General features: G+C 74.2%; 22 protein-coding genes. 12 read left to right on the top strand and 10 right to left on the bottom strand.

The window, feature by feature from the left end; genetic code table 11:
• Positions 1–45: 45 nt before the first annotated feature.
• Both ACQPZ4_RS29970 and ACQPZ4_RS29965 read right to left on the bottom strand, forming a co-directional pair.
• A complete protein-coding gene (locus tag ACQPZ4_RS29970) occupies positions 46–4,473 on the bottom strand; it encodes a DUF6603 domain-containing protein (RefSeq protein ID WP_433042559.1) in 4,428 nt (1,475 codons plus the stop codon).
• Positions 4,474–4,483: 10 nt separating this feature from the next.
• Positions 4,484–6,337 (bottom strand): ComEC/Rec2 family competence protein, encoded by a 1,854-nt coding sequence (locus tag ACQPZ4_RS29965; RefSeq protein WP_433042556.1) that lies wholly within the window; start codon positions 6,335–6,337, stop codon positions 4,484–4,486.
• A gap of 227 nt (positions 6,338–6,564) precedes the next feature.
• Between ACQPZ4_RS29965 and ACQPZ4_RS29960 the strand changes: the two genes are divergently transcribed.
• The 5 genes from ACQPZ4_RS29960 (at position 6,565) to ACQPZ4_RS29940 (ending at position 10,157) form a co-directional block, all read left to right on the top strand.
• Entirely contained in the window at positions 6,565–7,149 is a 585-nt protein-coding gene (locus ACQPZ4_RS29960) for a MauE/DoxX family redox-associated membrane protein (RefSeq protein ID WP_433042554.1), read from the top strand.
• Entirely contained in the window at positions 7,146–7,295 is a 150-nt protein-coding gene (locus ACQPZ4_RS29955) for a hypothetical protein (protein WP_433042551.1), read from the top strand. The genes ACQPZ4_RS29960 and ACQPZ4_RS29955 overlap by 4 nt, the downstream gene beginning before the upstream one ends.
• Positions 7,296–7,366: 71 nt before the next feature.
• Positions 7,367–7,876, top strand: a complete 510-nt coding sequence (locus ACQPZ4_RS29950) for a hypothetical protein (RefSeq protein ID WP_433042548.1) — start codon at positions 7,367–7,369, stop codon at positions 7,874–7,876.
• Between the two features lie 5 nt (positions 7,877–7,881).
• A complete protein-coding gene (locus ACQPZ4_RS29945) occupies positions 7,882–9,723 on the top strand; it encodes an ABC transporter ATP-binding protein (RefSeq protein WP_433042545.1) in 1,842 nt (613 codons plus the stop codon).
• A 5-nt stretch (positions 9,724–9,728) separates the two neighbouring features.
• Positions 9,729–10,157, top strand: coding sequence for a S26 family signal peptidase (locus ACQPZ4_RS29940; protein WP_433042542.1), 429 nt, complete (start codon positions 9,729–9,731; stop codon positions 10,155–10,157).
• Here ACQPZ4_RS29940 and ACQPZ4_RS29935 read toward each other — a convergent pair.
• On the bottom strand, positions 10,100–11,080 hold the full coding sequence (locus ACQPZ4_RS29935) for an SDR family NAD(P)-dependent oxidoreductase (RefSeq protein ID WP_433042539.1): 981 nt from the start codon (positions 11,078–11,080) through the stop codon (positions 10,100–10,102). The genes ACQPZ4_RS29940 and ACQPZ4_RS29935 overlap by 58 nt on opposite strands.
• Positions 11,081–11,134: 54 nt before the next feature.
• Here ACQPZ4_RS29935 and ACQPZ4_RS29930 point away from each other — a divergent pair, with 54 nt between their 5' ends.
• From ACQPZ4_RS29930 to ACQPZ4_RS29920, 3 genes are all read left to right on the top strand, one after another.
• Positions 11,135–11,698 carry a TetR/AcrR family transcriptional regulator gene (locus ACQPZ4_RS29930; protein ID WP_433042536.1) on the top strand — a complete coding sequence of 188 codons (564 nt, stop codon included), beginning with the start codon at positions 11,135–11,137 and terminating at the stop codon, positions 11,696–11,698.
• 49 nt (positions 11,699–11,747) lie between these two features.
• Positions 11,748–12,554, top strand: a complete 807-nt coding sequence (locus ACQPZ4_RS29925) for an MBL fold metallo-hydrolase (RefSeq protein ID WP_433042533.1) — start codon at positions 11,748–11,750, stop codon at positions 12,552–12,554.
• A 213-nt stretch (positions 12,555–12,767) separates the two neighbouring features.
• The gene (locus ACQPZ4_RS29920; RefSeq protein WP_433042530.1) at positions 12,768–14,582 is read left to right on the top strand and encodes a fibronectin type III domain-containing protein; all 1,815 of its coding nucleotides are present in this window, start codon (positions 12,768–12,770) and stop codon (positions 14,580–14,582) included.
• Here the strand turns inward: ACQPZ4_RS29920 and ACQPZ4_RS29915 are convergent.
• Genes ACQPZ4_RS29915 through ACQPZ4_RS29905 form a run of 3 tightly spaced genes read right to left on the bottom strand, consistent with a single transcriptional unit; the run spans position 14,572 to position 17,279 of the window.
• Positions 14,572–15,786, bottom strand: a complete 1,215-nt coding sequence (locus ACQPZ4_RS29915; RefSeq protein WP_433042527.1) for an MFS transporter — start codon at positions 15,784–15,786, stop codon at positions 14,572–14,574. The genes ACQPZ4_RS29920 and ACQPZ4_RS29915 overlap by 11 nt on opposite strands.
• Positions 15,773–16,477, bottom strand: a complete 705-nt coding sequence (locus ACQPZ4_RS29910) for a FadR/GntR family transcriptional regulator (protein WP_433042525.1) — start codon at positions 16,475–16,477, stop codon at positions 15,773–15,775. Before ACQPZ4_RS29910 ends, ACQPZ4_RS29915 begins: the two co-directional genes overlap by 14 nt.
• 58 nt (positions 16,478–16,535) lie before the next feature.
• Positions 16,536–17,279, bottom strand: coding sequence for an OmpA family protein (locus ACQPZ4_RS29905; protein ID WP_433042522.1), 744 nt, complete (start codon positions 17,277–17,279; stop codon positions 16,536–16,538).
• Between the two features lie 222 nt (positions 17,280–17,501).
• On the opposite strand from ACQPZ4_RS29905, the gene ACQPZ4_RS29900 reads away from it, so the two are divergent.
• On the top strand, positions 17,502–19,508 hold the full coding sequence (locus tag ACQPZ4_RS29900) for a sensor histidine kinase (protein WP_433042519.1): 2,007 nt from the start codon (positions 17,502–17,504) through the stop codon (positions 19,506–19,508).
• On the top strand, positions 19,505–20,155 hold the full coding sequence (locus ACQPZ4_RS29895; RefSeq protein WP_433042516.1) for a response regulator: 651 nt from the start codon (positions 19,505–19,507) through the stop codon (positions 20,153–20,155). The genes ACQPZ4_RS29900 and ACQPZ4_RS29895 overlap by 4 nt, the downstream gene beginning before the upstream one ends.
• Here the strand turns inward: ACQPZ4_RS29895 and ACQPZ4_RS29890 are convergent.
• The gene (locus ACQPZ4_RS29890; protein ID WP_433042513.1) at positions 20,152–20,274 is read right to left on the bottom strand and encodes a hypothetical protein; all 123 of its coding nucleotides are present in this window, start codon (positions 20,272–20,274) and stop codon (positions 20,152–20,154) included. The genes ACQPZ4_RS29895 and ACQPZ4_RS29890 overlap by 4 nt on opposite strands.
• 10 nt (positions 20,275–20,284) lie before the next feature.
• Between ACQPZ4_RS29890 and ACQPZ4_RS29885 the strand changes: the two genes are divergently transcribed.
• Both ACQPZ4_RS29885 and ACQPZ4_RS29880 read left to right on the top strand, forming a co-directional pair.
• Complete coding sequence (locus ACQPZ4_RS29885; protein ID WP_433042510.1) at positions 20,285–20,977, top strand: hypothetical protein; 693 nt, start codon at positions 20,285–20,287, stop codon at positions 20,975–20,977.
• A 129-nt stretch (positions 20,978–21,106) separates the two neighbouring features.
• Positions 21,107–21,892 carry a septum formation family protein gene (locus ACQPZ4_RS29880; RefSeq protein ID WP_433042507.1) on the top strand — a complete coding sequence of 262 codons (786 nt, stop codon included), beginning with the start codon at positions 21,107–21,109 and terminating at the stop codon, positions 21,890–21,892.
• A 16-nt stretch (positions 21,893–21,908) separates the two neighbouring features.
• Here ACQPZ4_RS29880 and ACQPZ4_RS29875 read toward each other — a convergent pair whose 3' ends face one another.
• The 3 genes from ACQPZ4_RS29875 to ACQPZ4_RS29865 all read right to left on the bottom strand — a co-directional run bounded on the left by ACQPZ4_RS29875 (position 21,909) and on the right by ACQPZ4_RS29865 (position 23,866).
• The gene (locus tag ACQPZ4_RS29875; RefSeq protein WP_433042504.1) at positions 21,909–22,514 is read right to left on the bottom strand and encodes a cadmium resistance transporter; all 606 of its coding nucleotides are present in this window, start codon (positions 22,512–22,514) and stop codon (positions 21,909–21,911) included.
• Positions 22,515–22,562: 48 nt separating this feature from the next.
• Positions 22,563–22,850, bottom strand: a complete 288-nt coding sequence (locus ACQPZ4_RS29870; RefSeq protein WP_433042501.1) for a hypothetical protein — start codon at positions 22,848–22,850, stop codon at positions 22,563–22,565.
• 77 nt (positions 22,851–22,927) lie between these two features.
• Entirely contained in the window at positions 22,928–23,866 is a 939-nt protein-coding gene (locus tag ACQPZ4_RS29865) for an STAS domain-containing protein (RefSeq protein WP_433042498.1), read from the bottom strand.
• Between the last annotated feature and the right edge of the window lie 8 nt (positions 23,867–23,874).

Here is a 23,874-nt window from a genome sequence, read left to right as displayed (position 1 = left end):
CGGCGTCCACCGGGGCGGCTGGTGTCCGCTCGCGTCGCGGTCCGGTCAGGGCGCGGCGCCGGTCAGCATCGGCTCGTCGGTGAACAGCGTCCCGGCGGCCGCGGCGAAGGCGTCGAGCGGGCCGTTGGCCGGCGGTGCCGCGCCGAGCTTGCCGAGGGCCTCGAACAGGGCGGCGCGCGCCGCCACGGCGCCCGGGCCGGCAATCTGCGCCGCGATCGCGCCGACCGCCCCGGCGTGTGCGGCCACCGCGCCGACGGGCTCCGCGGCGGTGCTCAGGGGCAGGGCCGCGCCGGCCGGGACCTGTGTGACGCCGAGCGTGCCGGCGGCGTCGACGGGTCCGCCGCTCCACCCGGCGACCGCGGCCGGCGCGGTGAGGGTCAGGCCGGTGAGCCGGTCGGGGACCAGCTGCGCATCGCCCGGGTCGAGCGTCGCGCCGGTGCCGGTGCCCCACAGCGCGGCGGGCACGTCCGCGGTGACGCCGGTCGCGTGCCAGCCGGTCGCGGCCAGGTCGATCTCGGCGGCGGTACCGCCGGCGACGCGCCGCAGGACCACCGTCTGCCGCACCGTCAGGCCGGTCCGGCGCAGCGGCCTGATGTCGACCGCCGGCCCGGCCAGGACGGCGTCGCGCGCGGCGGAGCCGAGCAGCACCTCGGTGACCGGCACGGCGTTGCGCAGCGTCAGGGCGAAGCCGTCGGCGCGCACCGGCCACGGCACCGGCTCCGCCGCACCGGCCGGGTCACCGGGATCGGTCTGCGGCGCGGCCAGCCCGGCGGTCGCGGCGAACGTCGTGCTCGCCGCGGGCGCCGGCAGCAGGTCCTGGAAACCGGCCCAGTCCAGCTGCGGCGCCCCGCCCGGTTCCCCGGGTGCGCCGAACGCGACGGTGAACGTGACGACCCACAGCCGGACCGTGACCGTGCCGCCGGTCGGGGGTCCCCACAGCTCCAGCTGCGCGCCCGCCTCCAGATGCAGGGTCTTCGAGGTGAACAGCAGGCTGGCCGTGTACTCGATCCCGACGCTGACCCCGACCCTGGTCCGGAACCGGAACGGGGCCCACGCGACCAGCAGGTCCGCCTGCGCGGTGAACCAGGCGGTCAGGCTGCCGTCGTGGTACCGCACGTCCAGCGTCCCGCCGGCCATGATCGCCGACGGGGTCAGGGCGAAGTAGGCGGTGCCGGAGATGCGTACGGCCGCGTCGAGCGACCAGCTGAACCCGACCCGCGGTACCACCGGGTAGTGGTCCGGCGCGTCGAACGCCGGGTGGTAGCCGCCGACGGTGATCGCGAAGTCGCCCGCGTTGCGGTGCTCGCCGAACCAGGCGTAGAAGGCGAACCCGCCGGTGAGCACGCACGCCGGGTCGAGCAGGTACGAGTTGCGGGTCAGCGACGCGGAGAGCGCGAAGACCCCCTCGCCGGGCCGGAGCACGCTGCGCAGCTGGAGCTGGAGCTGCGCGTACGGGCGGGCCGCCCCGGTCGACGGGAACCGGGCCGTGGTGACCCCGAGCAGCAGGACCGTCAGGGCGTTGCCGAACTCCACGGCCAGCAGGGCGGTCGTGTCGAACTGCCGGTACGTGTGGAAGCGCACGCCGGCGGCCAGCCACGTCTGTCCGGCCGCGGGGCTCAGCCACGGCCGCGGGCCGCCGGTGAGCGCGGCCAGCGCCTGCGCCGCGCCGCCGTCCGCCGCCGCCTCGGCCAGGCCCGCCACGAACGGGAACTCGGCCACCTCGGTCATCTCGGGCAACCGGATCGTGGAGTTGTAGCCGAAGCCCGCCGCCAGTGCGGTGACCGAGAACGCGGGCGGGCCGCCGAACGCCGCGCCGGCGCGCAGGAACAGGAACATCGAGGGCAGGCCCTCGACCTCGGTGTATGAGCCGTAGGCCAGGGCGCCCCAGGACTGCGCGGTGACGGCCGCGCCGCCGTCGTAGCGGAACGCGGCACCGTCGGCCGGTGGGACCGCGGTGAAGCCGCCGAGGATCGCCAGCGGCGGGTTCGCGTAGGACAGGGCCAGGCCGCGCAGCGCGAACCGCGGCGAGAAGTCGGTCACCGGCACGCCGATCGCCGCGCCCTGCAGGACCAGCGAGAATCCCTCGGCATCCAGCGAGCCGTCGAGCAGGAACCACACGGCCGCGTCGGCGAACCGGGCCCCGACCCGGGCCAGGGTGAGCGGCCCGAACGCCTTCTGCACCGTGAACCACACCGTGCCGTCCGGGTCGCTCGGCGGCGCGGCGACCACCCCGCCGGGTCCGGACGACGGGCCGACGGTCGAAGCGGTCCGGGCCGGCGCGGTGCCGGAACCGGGGGCCGGGGCGGCACCGAGGGCGATCGGGATGCGTTGCGCGCCGAAGCGCAGCACCACCGACACCGCGAGGGCGGCGCCGGTGCCCTGCTCCGGGAACCGCGGATAGCCGGCCCGCACGAGGTCGTTCGTCTCGACCGCCAGCTCCGGGGTGATCGGGGCGCCGGACAGCACCACCTGGAGCTGCTCGGCCGCGCAGGTCTCGTCGCCGCCGAGCGCGCCGCCGACCAGCGGCAGGTCGGACAGCCCGACCGAACCCCCGACGGACACCGTGGCCAGGTAGCGGGTCCCGTCACCCTGCGCGGCGGGCAGCGCGACGAAGACCGCCGCGCCGTGCGCCGCCGACCGGGCGGCGACCACCAGCCGCCGGGAGGCCGAGTCGTAGGTCAGGTTCGCGCCGGTCAGGGTCAGGTCCAGGCCGGGCGGGAGCTGCGGTACCGGCAGCTCCAGACCCGCGGCCAGGTCGTTGAGGGAGAGCGGCGGCTGCTGCGGATCGGCCGCCCAGTGCGCCTCGATGCGCGTGTCGCCGTGCCCGTCGAGCGCCACGGTGCAGACCATCCCGCCGATCGTCAGCGTGCCGGTGCACCGGATCGGGGAACCGTCCGCGACGATGTTCAGCCGCAGGCCGAGATCGCCGGTCTCGCCGAGCGGCAGCCGTATGCCGGCGGTGAAGGTGAAGTTGCCTTCGGTGTCGAACCGCACGAGGAGCTCGTCGACGAGCAGGCCGGTCAGGGCGGGCGGCAGGGTGACGGCCCCGAACCGCCCGGCCAGGTCGGCGATCAGCGCGCCGGCCGTGATGCTCTGCCGCTGGCTGGTGGCGCCGGTGAACACCCACACGTCGTCCGTCTCGGGGCGGCGCGCCTCGATCAGCAGGGCGGCGCCGCCCAGTTCGAGGCCGGCCAGGAGCGCGCCGGAGAAGCCGGCCGGCCCCTTGGTCACCGTCAGGCTCAGTTCGCGCAACGCGAGCGGGCCGATGGTGAGGTCGTCGTCCGCGGCGGTCAGCTCGAACGTGTAGGTCCCCGGGTCCGGTTGCGCGCTCAGGGCCAGCTCGGTGATGACGATGTCGGGGAAGCCCTGTGCGGTGCCGAAGCAGTACTCGAACAGGTGCCTGAGCCGGATGCTGTTGCCGTCGGCGAGCCGCCCGCCGAACCGGAAGTCGGGCAGGCCGGCACTGACGTCGATCCGGACGCCGGCGAGCGTGACGTGGCCGGCCAGCACGGCGTGGCGCAGCGCCATGGCGTACGGGTCGAAGCCGATGACGACCCCGTCGATCCCGATCTCGCCGAGGCCGACCGCATCGGTGCCGGTGCGGACCGCCTCCTGCAACGCCTCGCCGCCGACGAACCCGGCGACATCGGCCAGGCTCGGCAGGGTGCCGTCGGCCGGGATGATCCGCAGCTCCCACGGGCCCGGGGAGCCGAAGTCGACCGCGACGGTGAACTCGCGCCCGATCGTCAGCGCGGCCTGCAACCGCGCGCCGAACCAGGCGGACGACAGCCCGTTCGGGCTCGACCGGTGCGTCCGGCTGAGGGTGAGGCCGACGGAGCGCAGGACGAGCAGGTCCGGTACGACGACCCAGTCGACGGCCCCGCCCAGCCGCAGCGCCAGGGTGCTCACCGTCACCGGGCCGTTGTGCACCAGCAGGTCGAGCCCGTCGATGCCGACCGCGGCGGCGAGGGGTCCGGTGGCGGGCAGGGCGACGGCCGGGGGCGCGCCGCTGAGCAGCGTCACGAGGTCGGCGAGGCTCCGGGGCGGGTGACCGTCCGCGCTCAGGCCGCAGCGCAGCCCGTCGTCGGTGACCTCCCCGGCGACCGGCAGCGCCAGCGGGCCGAGGTGCAGGACGGCGTCGAGGCCGGCGCTCAGCTCGGCGACGCCGCCGGCCGCGGCCCGCGCGACGGTCAGCGTGACCGTGCCGGGCGCGAGCGCGTCCGGGCCGAGCGCGCTGACCGGCCATGCGCCGCTCGCCCGGCCGGTGACGGTCAGGCGCTGCGGCCAGACGGCGGTGTCGGTGAGCGCGAAGGACGGGGCGGCGAGTTCGAGCCGTCCGCCGGGCAGGCCGCGCAGGAAGCCGGCCAGCCGGGTGTCGTCGATCGTGTCCGGCTCCAGGATCAGGCGCCCCGCAGCGACCTGCGACTCCAGCCGGGTCTTGAGTTCGGTCAGCGGAAGGCCGGCGATGTCCATCCGTTGCCCCTCAGTAGATCGTCTGCGTGTGGGCTCCTGGAACCGCCAGGTAGCGGATCCAGCAGGTGACGGTGAACCGCCCGGCGGCCGGGGTGGCCGCATTCGTCGCCGCGGCCGCGGCCACCCCGGCGGCGGCCGCCGCCCCGGCGCCCGCCCCGCCCAGCAACGCCGCGGCGTGCGTCGCCTGCTGGACCAGCTGCAGCACCGCCGCGTGCACGACCCCGCCCAGGGAGCCCGCGAGGCCGGCGGCGACGGCGACGACCGCGGCCTGGGCCGCCGGAACTGGCGCCGCCGCACCGATCGCGGCGGCGTGGACGGCCGCGACGATGGCCGGCATCCCACCGGCGATCGTCCCCGGCGCCGTGCCCGCCGTGACGGTCGCCGCGATCGTCGCCGGTGCGGCGCCGAAGCCGGGCGCCACACCGAGGGCCGCCTGGACGACGGCGGTGATCCTGGCGACGGGCGGGCCGACCGAGAGCACCGCCTTGGCCAACGCCGGCAGCAGCCCGCCGGGCGGCGCGAGACCGAGGACGTTGGCCGTCCGGTCGGCCCCGGTGACGAGCGTGGTCGCGAGCAGGCCCCGGGCGTCGTACTGCGATTGGGCCTGGGTGACGTCCAGCCGCACGTGTCCCCGCTGGACGGCGCCGACGAGCGGCACCGGGTCGCCCGCGATCTCGGAGGAGGCTCCGCCCCCGTGGTTCGGCCCACCGGGAGCGTGCGGGAACTCGTATCCCGTCAGATAGTTCGGAATCGGCCGGAACTGTGGTGGCGGCGGGGTGGCGGCGTCCGGATAGCCGTCCAGGATGGCGGCGGTCCGCGGGGCCGGGTGCCCGTACTGGTTGCTCGTCGAGCAGGAGATGATGACGGCCTCCGGGCGCATCCGCCTGATGAACGAGCGGGTGGAGGCCGTGTCGGCGCCGTGGTGGCTCGCCTTCACGACGTGCACGCGGCCGGCGACCGAGTTCTGGTCGTTGAGGTATTCGGCGATGGTCCGTTCCTGGGCTTCTTCGATGTCGCCGCCGATGTAGTACCGGAACGTGCCGAACCGCAGCTCGAAGGCCAGGCTCATCTCGTTCTTGATCTTCTCGGGGTTGCCGAGCGGGGCGACGGCGCGGTAGAGCGAGTGGCCGGCGTCCTCGCGGACGAACCGGTTCGCGGCGATGCACGTCATCGTGGGCGCGTGGGGCCGGGGCTGGTTGATCGGCTCCCCGCCGGTGCCGGTCCACAGGATCTCCCGGCCGACCAGCCAGTACGGATGCCACCATTCGGCCAGGTTGGCCGGGTTGATCACGGCGGCGCCCGGCACCACCAATGGCGGCGGCGCGTTGACCGCCGGGTTGTTCGGAACGGCGCCGTGCGTGAGGAACGTCCTGGGCTGGATGCGGACGTTGTTCACCGGACCGGGGCGCAGCAGCTTGCCCTTCCGTTCCTTGACCGGCGGCTGGACGTTGGCGACGTTGCGGGTCACCCGGACCCGTCCGGGCCGGACACCGATCGCGTCCGCGTAGAGGAAGTAGCTGTTCTCGTCCCCGGCCGGCTCGCCCTGGTCGAACACGAGGGTGTGGTCGTAGATCCCGGCGCCGCGGCGTTGCAGGAGGTTGCGGACGCCGTTCATGTGGTCCGCGTCGTAGTGCGTCACCACGATGATGTCGAGCGGGTGCTGGCCGGGCCCGGTGCCGAGATTCGCGGTGGTGGTCAGGTAGCCGTGCACCGTGGGGCCCGCCGTGGCCCGGCCCCCGTCGACGAGGCAGGTGCGCATGGACGGCCCGTGCGCGTGGCCCACGCCGTCGTCCCGGGCCACGATCAGCGTCGCGTCACCGGAGCCGACGACGTCGAGGTGGTGGATCTCCAGCGTCCAGGTCATCGGCGCGGCTCCCCGGTCGCTCGGCCCGCGGCACCGCCACGAGATCGTTCAGGAACCGGAGCCTATCGATCGCCGGCGGGCGGCGATGTACATGATCCGACTCGGCGAGAGTGAAGGGCGCCCGGGAGGTGCCGTCACCGTGGGTGAGCAGGGATCCAACAAAAAGTTAACGGATTTCCAACGCGGCACCGGCACCATCGACGGACGGCTGTTCACGGGGAGGTCGGGTGCTGTACGTCGCGCTGTTCGGCCGGCTGCTCGTCGCCACCGTCTTCGCGGTCTCGGCGTTCACGAAATTGCGGAGCCGCAGCGCGTTCGGGGCGTTCCGGCGCTCGACGCGGCGCATGGGGATCCTGCCGGAGCGGCTCGTGCGGCCCGTCGCGGCCCTGGTCGTCGGGTGCGAGGTGGCGATCGTCGCGCTGGTGGCGGTACCGGCGCGGATGGCGGGAATCGTGGGACTGGCCCTGGCCGCCGCACTGCTGGCCGGACTGGCCGCGGCGATCGGGATCGTGGTGCGGCGCGGGACGGTGACGACGTGCCAGTGCTTCGGGCACAGCGCGATGCCGCTGGGGACGTTCCACATCGGACGCAACCTGGTGCTGATCGCGATCGCCGCCATCGCGGCCGTCGTCACCTGGATCGGGGACGGCGGCGCGGAGCTGGGCGGGGCGCTGCTCGCCGCGCTCGCCGGAGTCCTCGGCGGCGCGCTGGTCACCGTGCTGGACGACGTGCGCACCCTGCTGATCCCGCCGGCAAAGACTTCTGCCATCCGGCAGGGGAGTGCTCATCCCACAAGGAGGAGATCGACATGAAGAAGCTGACCAACAGCCTGCTCAAGCTGGTCGTGCCCACGGCCGACGCGAAGGCGACCCCGGTCCGCGGCACGTGCGGCTTCGGCTGCGGCAGCAACGGCGTGCTCAGCGCGAAGGGCGCCGACGGCCGCCGGCCCTGCTGCTGACGATTTCCCCGAAACCCGGGCCCGGCGGTGCGCACCGCCGGGCCCGGCCCCTCCGACGAAGGAGAGTCCCGATGCTCATCACGCTCACCGTGGTGCTCACGATCGCCGTCGCGCTGAACATCGTGCTGACCTTCGCCCTGCTGAAGCGGGTGGCGGGCAGCGAGGCCCGGCTGGCCACCCTCGAGCGGGGGGTGCCGACGATGTCCGACATCGGCGAGCGGATCGAGGACTTCGCCGCCACCACGACCGCGGGGGAGATGCTCACCCGCGACGAACTTTCCGACGGTACCGTCATCGGCTTCTTCGACCCCGACTGCGAGGTCTGCCAGTCGCACGTCGTCGCGTTCACCGCCGCCGCCACCGCGCTCGGCGACCGGGCGCGGACCCTCGCCGTCATCCGCGAGGCCGAGGAGGCCGATCTCATGGTCGCGGCGTTCGGGCCCGGCGTCCGCACCGTCGTCGAGCGGCGCCGCGGGCCGGTCGCGCGGGCCTTCCACGTGATGGCGACACCGTCGTTCTGCACCGTCGGGCCGGGCCAGACCATCGCCAGCCACGACTACCAGCAGCCGGCGCTGGTCTGACCGGCATGAGCGGAGCACAGCGGCTCGGGCTGGCGCCGGGCAGGATCGCCGCCCACGTGCGCGCCGCCGTGGGGCTCGCGGTGGCCGCGGCGCCCGGCCGGACCGCCGTGCTGACCGCCGGCACCCTGCTCACCGCGGGCCTGCCGGTCGCCGCCGCGCTGCTGACCCGGGCGGTCGTCGACGGGATCGCCCGCGGCGCCACCGGACCCGGCTGGACCGGGGCGGTGGCCGCGCTGGCCGGCGTCGGCGTGCTGGTCGGGCTCGGACCGGCGGTGCTCGCGTACGTGCGGGCCGACGTCGAGCGGTCCGTCGCCCTGCTGGCCAAGGACCGGCTGTTCCGCGCGGTCGACCGGGTCGTGGGCGTGGCGCGGTTCGAGGACCCGGAGTACCTGGACCGGCTCATGCTCGCCGACGAGTCCGGCGGCCGCGGCCCCGGCCAGGTCATCGACAGCGCGTTCGGCGTGTTCGGGGCCGTGCTCACCGTCGGCGGCCTGGTCGCTTCACTGTGGACGGTCAGCCCGGCCGTCGCCGTCGCCGTGCTGCTGTCCGGGCTGCCGGTGCTCGCCGCCGAGCTGATCCTGGGCCGAGAGCGGGCCTGGACCGAGTGGGACATCAGCCCGGCCAAGCGCCGCGAGCTGTTCTACCGCGACATGCTCGCCACCGAGCAGGCCGCGAAGGAGGTCCGGCTGTTCCGCCTCGGCGGCTTCCTGCGCGAGCGGATGCTGCGCGAACGGCGCACCGCCCAGGCGGCCGAGCACACCACCGACCGCCGCGCCATGCTCGTGCAGGCCGGGCTGGCCACCACGGCCGCCGTCGTCGCCGGGGCCGCCCTGCTGATCGTGACCGCCCAGTCCCGCACGGGCGCGCACAGCGTCGGCGACATCGCGATGTTCCTGGCCGCCGTCCTCGGCGTGCAGACCGCCCTCGCGACCGCGGCCACCCAGGCGGCCAAGGCGATCCAGGCGCTGCTGCTGTTCGACAGTTACCGGTCGGTCCTCGCCGACCCGCCCGACCTGCCGGTCCCGGCTGCTCCACGAAAACCCCCACCGCTGCGCACCGGCATCGAACTGCGTGACGTGTGGTTCCGTTACGGGCCGAACCATCCGTGGGTACTGCGTGGGCTCGACCTCCACATTCCCGCCGGCCGCGCCACCGCCCTGGTCGGCCGCAACGGCTGCGGCAAGTCCACGCTCGTCAAGCTGCTGTGCCGCTTCTACGACCCGACCCGCGGCGCGATCCTCTGGGACGGCGTCGACCTGCGCGAGCTCGACCCGGCCGACCTGCGCGCCCGGATCAGCGCGGTCTTCCAGGACTACGTCAACTACGAGCTCAGCGCGGCCGAGAACATCGGTGTCGGCGACCTGCCCGCCCTGGACGACCGCCCGCGGATCCACGCCGCGGCCGAAAGGGCCGGCATCCACCAATTGCTGGACGGGCTCCCGGACGGGTACGACACGATGCTCGGCCGCCGCTTCAACGCCCCCGACGCGAAGGGCACCGACACCACCGGCGTCAACCCGTCCGGCGGCCAGCGCCAGCGCATCGCCATCGCCCGCGCGTTCCTGCGCGACTCCCGCGACCTGGTCATCCTGGACGAGCCGAGCGCGGGCCTGGACGCGGCCGCCGAGCACGAGGTGCACGCCCGCCTGCGCGCGCAACGCGAGGGCCTGACCAGCGTCCTGATCTCCCACCGCCTCAACGCGATCCGCGAGGCCGACGACATCGTGGTCCTGTCCGCCGGTACCGTCCACGAGCGCGGCGACCACGCCACGCTGCTGGCCACGGGCGGCGAGTACGCGACCCTGTTCGCCCTGCAGGCCTCCGGCTACCAGCCGGCCGGAGCGTGAGTCCGATGTGGATAGTTCTGTCCATAGTGGTCGTCGCTCTCGCCGCGCTGCTCTGGGCGAGGCGCAACCTGGTGCTGGTGCGCATCGACGGCCCGAGCATGCTGCCCACCCTCGCCGACGGCGCCCAGGTCCTGGCCCGCCGCACGACCCGCGCCGCCACCGGGCGGCTGGTGTTGCTGGCGCCGCCGGCGGAGGCTGGAGCGGTACAACCGGGAAATGCCGGAAGGTTGTGGTTCGTGAAGCGGCTCGTGGCCACGGCGGGGGAGCCGGTGCCGGATGCGCTGACGGGTTTCGCGGCGCTGGCCGGTCACGCGACGGTGCCGGCGGGCTGTCTGGTGGTGACGGGCGACAACCCTGCCGAGAGCTACGATTCGCGTCAGGAGGGCCCGATCCCGGCCTCCCGGCTGCGCGCGGTGGTACTGCTGACGCTGTAGTCCCACAGCCGCGCCGCCGCGACCGGATCGAGCGCCCACGCCTTCACGCCGTCGCTGTTGCCGAGCAGGTCGGCGTCGTCCGGCACGGTGCGCGCCTCGCGGCAGTCGTCGAGGTAGTGCCCGCCGCTGTGCGCGTACTCGGGGGCGACCGCCGCGACCAGCGTGGTGGCCGCGCCCTGCTGCGCCGTCTTGTACCGGAAGATTCCCGCCGCCTCGGCCGCGGCCAGCGAGTCCTTCTGCTGCTGGGAGAAGTCGCGCTGCAGCCCGGTGGCCACCCCGCCCGGGTTCACCGCGTTGGCCACGATCCCGTCCCCGGCCCAGCGCCGGGTCGCCTCGACCGCGAACAGCGAGTTGGCCGTCTTGGACTGCGCGTAGGCGGCCTGCGGATCGTAGGCCCGCCGCAAGAAGTGGACGTCGTCGAACACGACCGGCGAGCGCATGTGCGCGGTCGAACTGACGGCGACGATCCGCGCGCTGCCCCGCTCCCGCGCTCCGTGGGCCAGTTTTGCGTGCAGCCTGTTCGCGAGCGCGAAGTGCCCGAGGTGGTTCGTCGCAAACTGCAGTTCAAAGCCTTCTCTCGTACGGTGCAGAGCCTGCACCACCACGCCCGCGTTGTTGATGAGCAGGTGCAGCGGCCCGGTCCACCGCTGCGCGAACGCGGCGACGGAGTCCAGGTCGGCCAGATCGATCGCCTCGACGCGCAGCGCCCGGCTCCCGGTCGTGGCGGCGATGTCCCGCGCCGTGCGCGCGCCCGCGCCGGGATCGCGCACCGCGAGCGTGACCTCGGCCCCGGCCCGCGCGAGGGACCGCGCCGTCTCGACCCCGAGCCCCGACGAGGCCCCGGTGACGATCGCGCGCGTGCCCCGCAGATCGATCCCGCCGACGACCTCGTCGGCGGTGATGCCGCCGTGTGCTGCTGCCATGCTCCTGACTATACAGAGTCGGCTTAGTCTGTCTAGTTGGTATACGCTGGACCGGTGAGCGACGAGGGTGACCGCCGGGATCATGTGCTCGAGGTCGCGCTGGGCACGTTCGCGCGGTTCGGGTACCGCAAGACCTCGATGGACGACATCGCCCGCGCCGCCGACATCTCCCGCCCCGGCCTGTACTTCCTGTTCACCTCCAAGCCCAACCTCTTCCGCGCGGCGGCGATCCACGCCCTGGACCGCGACCTCGCCGCAGCGGAGCGCGTCCTGGCCGACACGGGCCGCCCGCTGGCCGACCGGCTGATCGAGGCCTTCGACGCGTGGACCGGCCGCTACATCGGCCCGATGGCCCGCGAGGTCACGACCCTCGTCGACACCCACCCGGACCTGCTGGGCGACCTGACCGCCGACTACCCCGCGCGCTTCCTGGCCCTGGTCACGAGCGCGATCGCGACCCAGCGCCCGGGTCGGTCCGCCCGCGCCGACGACCTGGCCCGCACGCTGCGCAGCACCGCGATCGGCATCAAGCAGGAGGCCGCCACTCGGGAGGAGTTCCTGGCCCGCGTGGCGATCGCCGTCGACCTGCTCATCCCGCCGGCCCGCCGCCCCGCTTGACACGTGGCTATAGTGGTTGCAGATCGCAATCACTTCGGAGGGGGAGCCCGTGCTGACGCAGGTCGCGGACGGTGTGCTGGTCCACGAGAGCGAGTTCATCAAGAGCAACGGCATCGCCGTCCAGGGCCGCGACGGCGTGCTGCTCGTCGACCCCGGCGTGGTGGAACAGGAGATCACCTGCCTCGCGGCCGACCTGGCGGGCCGGCCCGTCGTCGCGGGCTTCTCGACCCACCCGGACTGGGACCACGTGCTCTGGCTCCCGAGCCTCGGCAATGCTCCGCGCTACGGCACCGCCGAGTGCGCCGCCGCCATCCGCGAGCAGCTGGCCGACCCGGACGCGAAGACCGCCATCCGCGACCACCTGGAGGGCACCGGCATCGAGGACGACGTGCCGCTCGATCTGCTCGGCGAGATCACCGCGCTGCCCGCCGGCACCACGGAGTTCCCCTGGGACGGCCCGCGGGTCCGGATCCTCGAGCACCGCGCCCACGCGCAGGGCCATGCGGCACTGTTCATCGAGGAGCGCGGCGTACTCCTCGCCGGCGACATGCTCTCCGACGTCCTGCCGCCGATGCTGGACTGGGAGGACCCGGGCGACCCGATCGCGGCGTACCTCGCGGCCCTCGACCTGCTGGAGCGCGCGGCCGGCGGCGCCGAGGTCGTCGTGCCCGGGCACGGCTCGGTCGGCGGTCCCGGTCAGGTCAAGGCCCGCATCGACCTCGACCGCGCGTACGTCCTCGCCCTGCGCGACGGCCGCACCCCGGACGACCCGCGCATCGGCCCGAACGCCCCGGCCGGCTGGGAGTGGGTCAACGACGTGCACCAGGGCCAGGTCCAGCAGCGGGCGGCGCGCTGACGATGGCCGCCAGCCGCCCGGCGACGGCGTCGGGGGTTCCAGGTCGGCCGCGACGCGCTCCTGGGCCCAGCGGGCGGCCGCGGCCGGACCGATCGCGAACCGACGACGACCCGGACCGCTGGATTTGCCGAACTCATCCGGGGTGGGGCAGGCGATTGCGTACGATCGCCCGTATTGCCGCATTTGCGGTTTTCTCCCCGGGAGGGATCGCCTGTGCGCGCACGTTTGCTGGTCGGACTGAGCCTCGCCGCGGCCGCTGTTCCGGGGCTCGCCTTCGCCGCGCCGGGCGTGGACCCGACGGTGGACCCCTCGGCCTCCGTGTCGGCCACTGCGTCGGCCACCGTGGCGGCTTCCGATTCCGCGTCACCGTCCGAGTCGCCGAGCGTCCAGCCTTCGTCGAGTGCGGTTGATGACTGGCCGGCGGGAGCCTGGCCCTACTGCACGAGCGACCTCGCCCGCTACTGCATCGAGTCCGCCTCGGTCACGCCCGGCAACGGGGACCCGGCGCATGAGGTCAACGGCAGTGTCACCACGCTGCCGGGGGTGGTGAAGTCGTTCAACTGGGCGGTCAGCGGGTACGACGGCGACGGCCTGATCCGGCTCACCGTGCGCACCGGCGATTTTGAGCCTCGGTACACCATGTCGCTCGCCGAAGGGCTGGAACTCACGCGCTCGGCGGGGAAGCTGGTCATCGAGGGGCACAACACGCACATCGACTGGATCAGCGGCGACCAGGCGGCCGCGTGTGTGGCGGCGCGGGACTGCGGGGACGACACCACGCGGGCCGATGCGCTCGGCAGCGGGATGCGGTTCATGGGCAACACCCAGGACATGGCGACCTGGGACGCACCCGAGCGGGCGGCCCTCGACGGGTTCTCCTTCGCCTCCGATGCGCAGGCCCGGCCCACGACCATCATGTTCGGGACCTATCCGGAGCCGTACTGGTCGCTGCCGTACCTCGGCAATCCCCACCTCGACATCGACGGCAATCCGGTGCGGGGCGGGTTCAACGCCTTCATGCCGGCCGCGTACTTCACCGCGACCGGGACCACCGCGCACGAGGCGGCCACGGTCGGGTTCGACGTGCAGAGCACCGACGCGAAGACCGGCGAGAAGGTCAGCGTGCCGGTGACCGTGGAGGAGCGCGACGGCGGCGTGATGCTCACCGTCACCGACCTCGGCTACTCGATCCACGAGATCACCGTCTACAACAGAGCATCCACGGCACCGACCCCGACCCCGACGACGCCGGCACCGACCCCGACGCCGACAACGCCGGCGCCGACCCCGACGACCCCGACGCCGACGTCGTCCAAGCCGATGACGCCGACGGGGGTGACGGCGAAGGGCGGGCCGGGGACGATTGCGGTGTCGTGGGCCTCAGGCGGTACCGACGCGGAAAGCTATGTCGCCACAGCACAGCCCGGCGCGCGCCAGTGCACCGTGCAGGCGCCGCGGACCGGGTGCGAGATCGGCGGGCTGACGGACGGGACGCCGTACGCCGTGACGGTCACGGCCACCGGGGCCGCCGGCACCTCCGCGCCCAGCGCCGCCGTCACCGCGACGCCCGCCAGCCCGCAGATTCCGGCCACCGTGCCGGCCGGGGACGGGACCCTGAGCCGCGGGCCGGCCACCGGGCAGTCGCGGACGATCACCGTCAGCGGCGACGGGTTCGCGCCGAACTCGCCGGTCACGATCGCGATCTACTCGGCGCCGGTCGCGCTGGCCACCGGTACCGCGGACGGCAACGGGCACGCCGAGCTCCAGGTGGTCATCCCGAACAGCTACGCCGGGGACCACACCCTGGCGCTGGCCGGCATCGCGCCCGGCGGCGCCGCGCGCGTACTCACGCTGGCCGTCAAGGTGGCGAGCACCAGCACGCTGCCGGTCACCGGGGCGCCGGTGGTGCCGCTGGCCGCGTACGGCGCCGCGTTCGTCCTACTTGGTGTCCTCGCCCGTGCCGCTACGCGGGAACGGCCGGTGCGGGTCCAGGCGGCGCACAGGTGCCGGCGACCGGTCAGCCGATGACCCGGCGCCGTCCCGCGAGGTACCCGAAGACCACCAGGACGACGTCCAGCCCGATGATGCCGGCCAGCGCCGGGGTCCAGGAGCCGGTGGCGTCGTGCAGGGCGCCGACCGCGATCGGCCCCGCCGCCGCGACGAGGTACCCGATCGACTGCGCCATCCCCGACAGCGCCGCCGCCTGCGTGTGGTTCGCCGTGCGGAGGCCGAAGAACGACAGGGCGAGCACGATGCCGCAGCCGCCCGCGATGCCGGCGAGGCTGCTCCAGAGCGCGCTGTACTGCGGGGCGAGCAGGATGCCGCCGGTTGCCAGGCCGTACAACACGGGGGTCATGACGCCCAGGAAACGCTGGTCCCGGAAACGGGCGATCAGCGCCGAGCAGGCGATGCTGCCCGCGATGCCGAAGCCGTTGAGCAGCAATTGGTGGACGCCGGCCGCAGTAGCGCCGATGCCGGCGGCGGACTCGATCGACGGCAGCCAGGTGATGAGGATGTAGTAGCCCGTCGACTGCAGGGCCATGAAGACGGTGACCTGCCAGCCGAGGGCGGTCCGCCAGGGGGTGCGCCCGGCCGGCGGCGCGTGCACCGGGACGTCCGCGGGCATGGTGGTGCGCCGGCCGAGCTGCGGGGCCAGGACGGCGATCGCGATCAGGGCGAGGCCGGCCCACATGCCCAGCGGCAGTCGCCATCCGGCCGCCGTCCATGCCGCCACCGGTACCGCCACCCCGGCCGCCGTCGCCGCGAAGACCGACTGCACCGCCGAGTAGGCGCCGGTCACCTGCCCGATCCGGGTCGGGAAGTCGCGTTTCACCAGCGCGGGCAGGACGACGTTGAGCACCGCGACGGCGATGCCGAGCAGCGCGGTGCCGATCCACAGCAGCGCCGGACCCGGCAGCGAGCGCAGGACCAGGCCGACGGCCAGCGCGGCGAGGCCGGCGCCGAGGGCCCGTTCGATGCCGGTCCGGCGGGCCAGCGCGGGCGCGAACGGGGACACCACCGCGAACGCGATCAGCGGCAGGCTGATCAGCGCCGAGGCGGTCAGCGAGGGCAGCCCGAGGTCGTCGCGCAGCTCGGCGAGCACCGGGCCGACGGTCGTGATGCCGGCCCGCAGGTTGCCGGCCACGAGCAGCAGCCCGGCCAGCACCAGCGCCGGGCTGAGTGCGCGGGCCGCGCCGCGGACGGGGGCGGGCGCGCGGTCAGTGGTCGTCATGGCCGACGTTCCCGGCGAAGGCGTGGGCGAGGACGGCCATGCGCTCGGCCGCGGCGGCCGCGGCATCGGGGTCGCGGGCCTGGACCGCCGCGACGATCTCGGCGTGCGCGGCGTCGATCTCGGGCAGCTCGCCGGCGTACGCGGCCAGGTCGACGCCCGGCGCGTTCAGCCGCATCAGCGACTGCTCGTTGCCGCCGGCGCCCCGGTACAGCTCGGCCAGCAGCGCGTTGCCGGAGGCCTCCATGAGCAGCCGGTGGAAGGCGATGTCGGCCGCCGCGTACGAGGCCCCGTCGGTCGCGGCCGCCCGCGCGGCGAGCGCCTCGCCGAGCCGGCCGCGCTGCTCGGGCGTGGCCCTGCTCGCGGCCAGGCGGGCGCCCTCGCGCTCGAGCAGGAGCCGCACCTCGGCGACGTCGTCCGCCCGGTCGTGCTCGAGCCGCCGCGCCAGGGCGGGCGCCAGGTCGCTGGTGGCCACGACGAACGTGCCGTACCCGGCGCGCGCCCCGAGCAGCCCGGCGTGCACGAGCGAGCGCAGCCCCTCCCGGACGCTGTTGCGGCTGACCCCGAGCTCGCGGGTGAGCTCGTGCTCGGTGGGCAGCAGGGTGCCGACCGGAAACTCGCCGTCGGCGATGCGGCGGCGCAGCTGGTCGGCGACCTGCTCGGCGAGGGACACGTTGGGCATCAGTCGGGGCACGTGCCCCAGTCAAGCATTGAGCCAATTGTTGGACAAATAGATTGTGCCGCAGGTCATGTCAGCTGCGAGGGAGGCGGATCGCGATCTCCACGCGGCGGTTGAAGGCCCGGCCCTTCAGGCTCACGCTCCCGTCCGGATTGGTCTCCTCGACCAGCGGGCGGGTGCGGCCGAAGCCGACCGCGTCCACGCGGGAAGCCTTCAGGCCGTGGGCGGTCAGGTACTGCTGGACGGTCGTGGCGCGCTGGACGGAGAGGGTCTGGTTGCCCGCCGCGTCGCCGGTCGAGTCGGTGTGGCCGCGGACCTGGACGGCGCCGCCCGGGAGCTTGGCGTTCAGCACGGCGATCGCGCGGTCCAGCTGGTCGGGGGCGTTGAGCTCGGCGTGGCCGGTGGCGAACAGGTTGTCGCTGTTGAAGACCAGGATGAACACGCGCTCGTCGGTGTTCGCGGCGCGGGCGAAGATCATCTCCGCCGAGATGCCGGTGAGGTCGATGTCCACGCCCGGCAGGCGGTAGAGCGAGTCCTTCACCAGGCGGGTGCCCTCCTCGGGCTCGTGGGCGGTACCGATGCTGCAGGGGATTTTCAGGACCAGGCCACCGCCGAAGTCCTGGGTCGCGCAGAGGGGGTCGGGGGTGCCGTCGCCGTTGTAGTCGTCCAGGGCCGGGGCGGCGGCGGACGTCGAGGTCGAGTCCGAGGTCGAGGCGGCCGACGGCGGTGCGGGCGCGGGAAGGGGCAGGGCGGCGTGGTCCGTGGAACAGGCGGCCAGGGCGAACAGGGCGGCGGCGAAGGGCAGCAGGCGGCGCATGGGGCACTCCGTTTCGAGGTGTCGGGGGCGTTCATCCATTCGTACTGGTCCACGTGTGGCACTGACTTCCGTGCCAGCACCGGACCAGGCTCCGTGCCGGCCCGTTCCCGGGACCAGAGGCCACGGTCTCGGCCGGTTCCCGGGTCGGCGGGACGATCTCCCGGGCGGTCCGGGAACGGCGGCGATTGCGGGCGGCGCACCCCGTCCGGCATCGTCAGCGGCATGAGCGCAGTCACCGGGTCGCGCACCGCCTGGGCGGCCGCCTGCCTCGGGGTCACCGCGCTCGGGATCGCCGCCGCCGTGGTCGCGCTCGTCGCCGTGCCGGTGCCGTCGCCCGAGTTCCGGGAGAGCATGATCGATTGCGTCGCCTACCTCGTCCCGTACGGGCCGGCCGGTGCCTTCCTCATCCACCGGCGCCCCGATCTTCCGTTCGGCTGGCTGCTGGGCGCGTCGGCGGTGCTCCTGGCCGTCGGCGCGGCCGCCGAGGGGGCCGGGGGCTGGGCGCTGCTGCACGGCCGGGGCGGGAACTGGCCGGTGCTGCTGGTCGAGACGGGCGGGTTCGAGTTCGTGGCGGTGGCCGTACAAGGGCTGATCAATGTCCGGTTCCCCGGCGGACGGATCGGGTCGCGCACCGGGCGCGTCCTCAACGCGCTCATGGTCGGCGGGCTGGCGCTCCTGGTCCTGGGCGGGTTCCTCGGCTCCGGGACGGCGGAGACGATCTCGGCGGAGGCCGGGCGGCCCGTGCGCAACCCGCTCACCGGCGACGGCGCGCTCGCGCACCTCGCGAACTGGGCGCAGCTCGGCGGGCCGCTCGTCGTGCTGATCGGGCTGCTCGCCGGGCTGCACATCGTCGTGCGCGCCCGCCGGGCCCGGGGCGTGGAGCGTCAGCAGCTGCTGTGGCGGGCGGTCGGCGTCGTGCAGGCCCTGCTGCTGTTCCCGCTGGTCGTGTTCGACCTCGTGCCGTCCGCGGCGTTCGTCGCCGACGGCACGGTCTTCGTGGCCACCCTCATCATGCCCATCCTCTTGTACCGCCTGTGGGACATCGACACCGTCATCCGCCGTTCCATCGGGTACGCCGCGGTGACCGTCCTGCTCGCCGTGGCCTACCTGGCCGTGGCCGCGCTCGGGGCCGCCGTCGCGTCGCAGTGGGCCGGGATCGTGGCGGGCGGGTTCGTGGTCGCGATCGCGTACGGTCCCGCCCGCACCGCCACCCAGCGCTGGCTCGACCGGCGCTTCTACGGTGGGCGCAGCGACCCGTACCGGACGCTGAGCGACCTCAACCGCCGCCTGGCCGCCGTCGCCGAGCCCGGCACGGTGCTCCCGGCCGCCGTGAGCGGGGTGGCGCGGTCGCTGCGGCTGCCGTACGTCGCGATCGAGCGCGACGGCCAGCTCGTCGCCGCCCACGGCACCCCGACCGGCGTCTCGCCGCAGCGCTGGCCGCTGACCTACCGCGGCGCCCCCGTCGGCGAGCTGCTGGCCTTCCCGCGCTCCGGCGAGACGGAGTTCGGCCACCGCGACCGCGCCGTGCTCGGCGACCTGGCCGCCCAGCTCGGCGCGGCGGTGCACGCGGAGGCGCTGACCGCCGACCTGATCGAGTCCCGGCAGCGCCTGGTCACCGCGCGCGAGGACGAGCGCCGCCGGCTGCGCCGCGAGCTGCACGACAGCCTGGGCCCGATGCTCACCGCGTTCGGCCTGAACGTCGACGCGGCCCGGGTTCGCCTTGCCGCGGTACCGTCCGCCGCCGCCGGTGACGTGATTCTGGCCCGCGCCCGTGATGTGGCCACCCGGGCCCTCGACGAGCTGCGCGGCATCGTCTACGACCTGCGCCCGCCGGCCCTGGACGACCTGGGCCTGGTCGGCGCGGTGCGGGCGAACGCGGCGCGGCTCGCGGAGGGTACCGGCCTGACGGTGACGGTGACTCCCGACGACGCCGGCGACCTGCCCGCCGCGGTGGAGGTGGCCGCGTTCCGCATCGCGGTGGAGGCGATCAGCAACGTCGTCCGCCACGCCCGGGCGAGCACGTGCACGGTCGCCTTCGAGCGCGTCGGCGGCCCGAGCCTGACCGTGGCGGTGACCGACGACGACCCGGGCGGCACGGGCTGGACGCCGGGCGTAGGTTTGCTGGGCATGCGCGAACGCGCGGGCGAGCTGGGCGGCTCGTTCACCGCCGGCCCGAGCCCGTCCGGCGGCCGCGTCCACGCCCGCCTCCCGCTGGTGGCCGCCCCATGATCTCGATCCTGATCGCCGACGACCACCCGATGGTCCGCGAGGGCCTGCAGGCCGTGTTCGCCGCCACCGACGACATCACGGTGCTCGGCGAGGCGGTGGACGGCGCCGAGGCAGTCGCGCTGACGGCCTCGCTGCGCCCCCGGGTGGTCCTGATGGACCTGCAGATGCCGGGCCTGCACGGCATCGAGGCGACCCGCCGGATCGCCGCCGACCACCCCGGCACCGCGGTCCTGGTGCTCACCATGTTCGAGCACGACGACATGGTCTTCGCGGCGGTGGCGGCGGGCGCGGTCGGCTACCTGCTCAAGGGGGCGGGCGGGGCGGACATCGTGACGGCGGTACGCGCCGCGGGGGCCGGCCAGGCCGTCTTCGGCGCCGCCCTGGCCTTGCGCCTGCGCACGTTCTTCGCCGCACCCCCGCCACCGGAGCGCGCCGCGTTTCCGCAGCTGACGGCGCGGGAGCGGGTGATTCTCAACGGGATCGCGGCGGGGCTGACGAACGCGCAGATCGCGCAGCAGGAGTACCTGTCGGTGAAGACGGTCGCCAACAACGTCTCGACGATCCTGGCGAAGCTGCACCTGACCGAGCGCGGCCAGGCGATCGTGGCCGCACGCGAGGCCGGCCTGGGCCGCCGGCCGCGCGACTAGTCCTGGGCGTCCTGGATCTGCTTGCTGGTGTGGGTGTACCCGGGGTAGTCCACGAACAGGCCGACGCGGACGTTCCGGCGGATGAGCTCGATCAGTGGCGTGAGGTCGCGGTCGAGCACGTCCTCGCCGATGGCGACACTCTCGAGCGCTGCTCTGGCCGGGGACGCCGCTGAGGAAGGCGTCTGTGAGTTCGGGCAGGTTCGCCAGCGGCTCGAGATTCTCGATGGTAGCGCCCTGCGACATGATGGACCGGAGGCTGCCGCAGTCCTCGATACCGTCGAGGGCGAACCGGGCCCGGCGGGCGTGGATCCGCAGCGTGCGAAGCCGAGGCAGGCTCTGCACGCAGCGCAGATCGGCGTACTTGAAGTTGACCAGACCCAGCTGCGTCAGGCCGGTCGCGCTGGGGATGCTCTCCTCCACACCGGGGCGGGCCCGCACCGACAGACCCCACAGGTTCGGGAGTTGCTCGAGCCGCAGCGGCTTCTTGCCGATCGTGAGGAGATCCAGTTCCTCGAGTTCCGGCCGGTCGAAGACGGCGGTGTCGTCGTACATCGGCACGTCGACGTGCAGCGAGCGGATCGGGCGCTCGATCTGTGCGAGGAAGCGGAGATCGACCTTCGCGGCCTTGTAGGCGGCCCGGCTGCACATCAGGTTGATGCCGTCGAAGTTCCCCGAGTTGTACCGCTCGGTGTCGGCCGCCGACCACGGCCGGTCGGTGACCCACAGCGCGGTCATGCGGCTCCTTATAACGTTTGGGGCCGAACGAAATGTCGGGCGCTGGCGCGCCGCGACATTTCGCACATATGCCCCGTCAGGCGATAAGTCCGATATGTCGGGCTAGCGAAGCGCCCGACATATCGTGACCAGCCAAAACGACCCTACAGCCCGAGCGCGCCGCCCCTCGACCAGGATCGGCAGCCCGATGCGCCGGAGATCATGTACCGTGCGCCGGTGCTTCCTCAGCGGTACCGCACGGCGTCCGCCCTCGCCGCCCTGCTCGTCGTGAGTGGTTGTTCCAGCCCGGCTCCAGTCCCGGTGCGCTCTGCGCCGTCGGCCTCGGCCTCGGCGCCGCCCTCGGCGTCCGCGTCCGCGGTGAGCGCGGTGCCCGAGGCCGGGCAGTGCTACGTGCATCCGATCGCCATGGCCATCATGGGCGCGGTGCGGATCGACTGCGCGCAGCCGCACCAGTCGGAGGTCGCCGCCGTCGGCCGGCTCGACCTCGCCGCCGCCGAGCCGCCGGCCGCCGGGGCGAAGGAGTTCGCCGGGGCGGATGCCGAGTGCCGGACGAAGACCGCGGCCTTCGCGGGTGTACCGCTCGGGCGCCGCGGTGCCACCTACGAGCTGAGCGTGCCGGCGGCCGGAGCGTGGCACGCCGGGGCGCGCTGGTTCGCCTGCGAGCTGGTCATCGCCGATGCCTCGCCCCACGTCATCGCGGTGGCCACGGTCCAGGGTTCGCACGCCGCCGGACAGGTGCCGCTGGAGCCGCACTGCTACACGCTGGTGCGCCCGGACGACGTGCACAGCCTGACCTCGGCTCCTTGCGACAGGCCGCACGCCGCCGAGTTCGTCGCGGCGGTCACGATCGGCTACGGCGGGGCCGCACCCGTGGACGACAAGACCTCCGATCCGTACCTGAAGCCGTGCCACGACGAGATCGCGGCACAGCTGGGCGTGCCCAGGGCGACCGTCGACGCGAAGTGGAGGTACACGATCTACTACACCCCGGGCTCGCGCTGAGCGCGAAACAACGCGGCTACAGGCCGAACGCGCCGCCCTCGACGAGGATCAGCAGGCCGATGCCGATCAGTACCACCGGCAGCAGGACGTGCCCCCAGCGGCTGAGCGCGCGGGCGACGAGCGGCCTGGTCGCGAAGTACCGCCCGGCCGCGATCCACAGCGCGAGCAGCGCCAGGAAGACCACGACGTAGACGCTCATGCCGCCGATGCCGGCCGTGGCGAAGACCGGGACGTACACGCCGATGTTGTCGCCGCCGTTGGCGAAGGTGACCGCCGCGACCTCCAGGGTGCGCGGGCCGCCGGGGCGCGCATCGGGGGACTCGTCGGCGTCGCGGCGGTGGCGCCACGCCTGGACGGCGGCTCGGATGCCCAGGGCCAGCGGGAGCAGGCCGAGGTAGGCGACGGCCGGCTCCGGCAGGAAGGTCGCGCCGAACGCGGCGGCGACGGCCACGCCCAGGATGGCGGCGAACCCGAGGTACTGGCCGGCGGCGATGGTCCGGGCGGCGTGGCGGTGCCCGGCGCCCTGGGCGAAGAAGAGCGCGAGCACGACGATGTCGTCGACGTTGGTGACGGCGAACAGGCCCACGGCCTGCCCGATGACGGCGAAGGACAGCAAGATCAACCTCTGGGTGTGCGGATCGGACGGGGACGCTTGGGGGCAAGCGGCCGATCAGCAGCGAAGCACCGCGAGGTCGGGGACGGGTACGTCGACGATGGGAGCGACGGCGGCGACACCGGAAAGCGGCATGCGGTCGATGGCGGGCAGCGGGAGGTCGGCCGCGCCGGGCAGGCCGAGGTCGCGGGGAGCCACGGTGAGTTGGTCGGAGCTCAGGTGAGCCGCTGCGGACGCAGCGGCAGTGGCACCGGCAAAAGCTGCGGACGCAGCGGCAGTGGCACTGGCACGAGCCGTGGACCGGGGCACGTGATCGGTGGAGATGAGGTAGACCAGCAGCGCCACGGCCGTGAGCATGGCGGCCAGGGACCATCGTCGTGCCACCCTGCCTCCTCGGTGGCCGGCGTCCTGGGCGAAGCGTATCAGCGGCGCGGAGCGCGGTCCGGCGTGATCAGGGCGGCGTCCTCCACGATGCGCAGCAGTGCCGTCGCGCCGAGGCGGTCGATCACCGTGCGGGCCGTGTGGTCCGCCCCCGCCACCAGGTAGCACGCCGTCGAGCGGGCCGCGCACAGGCGGGAGGCGTCCAGCAGGGCGCGCACCCCCGCCACCGCCAGCAGGTCGACCTCGCGCAGGTCGATGAGCAGGGTCGGGGCCTCGGCGAAGACGGCCTGGCGGATGTGGTCGGCGAAGGCCGGTACCGTCGCCGAATCCAGCGCCCCGTGCACCGCCAGCGTGACCGCGTCGCCCGTGCGGTGGACGGTGAACGTCGCGGCGGCCGGGCTCGGCGGGGCGGCGGCGGGGGAGGAGTGGCGCAGGGCGGCCATCGCGGCCATCGCGCGGGCTGCCGCACGGGCCAGGCGCTCCTGGTCGCGGCGGCTGGCGGCGGTGGCCGAGAGCAGCCACAGCAGGCCCAGCAGTTCGTTGTCGTCGCCGCGCAGGGGGTGGGCGTGGACGGCCTTGAAGCCGTTCGCGGGCAGCGGCGGGCCCTCGTCGGCCAGGGCCACGGCGTCGGCGGAGGCGTCGGCCGAGGCCAGGTGGCGCAGCAGGACGTCCGGGACACCGCGGCTGGCGACCACGCGCAGCATCCGGATGTCCGGATCGTACTGCTGCAGCGTGCACGCGTCGGCCACGGTTCCGGCGGCGAGGATGACGGCCTCGTGCACCGTCCGCGGGTCGGCCAGGGCCAGGAAGTCCGCGGCGGCCAGGGTGGTGACGTCGACGAGCAGGCGCTGGCGGTACGCGTCGAGCACCGCACGGCGGCTGGCGCGCATCTCGGCGTCGATCAGACCCTGGTGGGCGCCGCGTGGCTGCGGGTCCAGGGTCCGCCCGGCGGCGGATGCGGAGGCGTGCTGCGTGCTCATCACCGCCT

Origin of the sequence: Dactylosporangium sp. CS-033363 (assembly GCF_050942475.1) — a bacterium.
GTDB lineage: Bacteria > Actinomycetota > Actinomycetes > Mycobacteriales > Micromonosporaceae > Dactylosporangium.
This window is presented reverse-complemented; position numbering and strand designations above follow the sequence as displayed.

Excerpts from the sequence above, each read along its gene's own strand:
- ACQPZ4_RS29970 (WP_433042559.1), bottom strand. The coding sequence starts at position 4,473 with ATGGACATCGCCGGCCTTCCGCTGACCGAACTCAAGACCCGGCTGGAG.
- ACQPZ4_RS29965 (WP_433042556.1), bottom strand. The coding sequence starts at position 6,337 with ATGACCTGGACGCTGGAGATCCACCACCTCGACGTCGTCGGCTCCGGT.
- ACQPZ4_RS29955 (WP_433042551.1), top strand. The coding sequence starts at position 7,146 with ATGAAGAAGCTGACCAACAGCCTGCTCAAGCTGGTCGTGCCCACGGCC.
- ACQPZ4_RS29950 (WP_433042548.1), top strand. The coding sequence starts at position 7,367 with ATGCTCATCACGCTCACCGTGGTGCTCACGATCGCCGTCGCGCTGAAC.
- ACQPZ4_RS29945 (WP_433042545.1), top strand. The coding sequence starts at position 7,882 with ATGAGCGGAGCACAGCGGCTCGGGCTGGCGCCGGGCAGGATCGCCGCC.
- ACQPZ4_RS29940 (WP_433042542.1), top strand. The coding sequence starts at position 9,729 with ATGTGGATAGTTCTGTCCATAGTGGTCGTCGCTCTCGCCGCGCTGCTC.
- ACQPZ4_RS29935 (WP_433042539.1), bottom strand. The coding sequence starts at position 11,080 with ATGGCAGCAGCACACGGCGGCATCACCGCCGACGAGGTCGTCGGCGGG.
- ACQPZ4_RS29915 (WP_433042527.1), bottom strand. The coding sequence starts at position 15,786 with ATGACGACCACTGACCGCGCGCCCGCCCCCGTCCGCGGCGCGGCCCGC.
- ACQPZ4_RS29905 (WP_433042522.1), bottom strand. The coding sequence starts at position 17,279 with ATGCGCCGCCTGCTGCCCTTCGCCGCCGCCCTGTTCGCCCTGGCCGCC.
- ACQPZ4_RS29900 (WP_433042519.1), top strand. The coding sequence starts at position 17,502 with ATGAGCGCAGTCACCGGGTCGCGCACCGCCTGGGCGGCCGCCTGCCTC.
- ACQPZ4_RS29895 (WP_433042516.1), top strand. The coding sequence starts at position 19,505 with ATGATCTCGATCCTGATCGCCGACGACCACCCGATGGTCCGCGAGGGC.
- ACQPZ4_RS29885 (WP_433042510.1), top strand. The coding sequence starts at position 20,285 with ATGGCGACACTCTCGAGCGCTGCTCTGGCCGGGGACGCCGCTGAGGAA.
- ACQPZ4_RS29865 (WP_433042498.1), bottom strand. The coding sequence starts at position 23,866 with ATGAGCACGCAGCACGCCTCCGCATCCGCCGCCGGGCGGACCCTGGAC.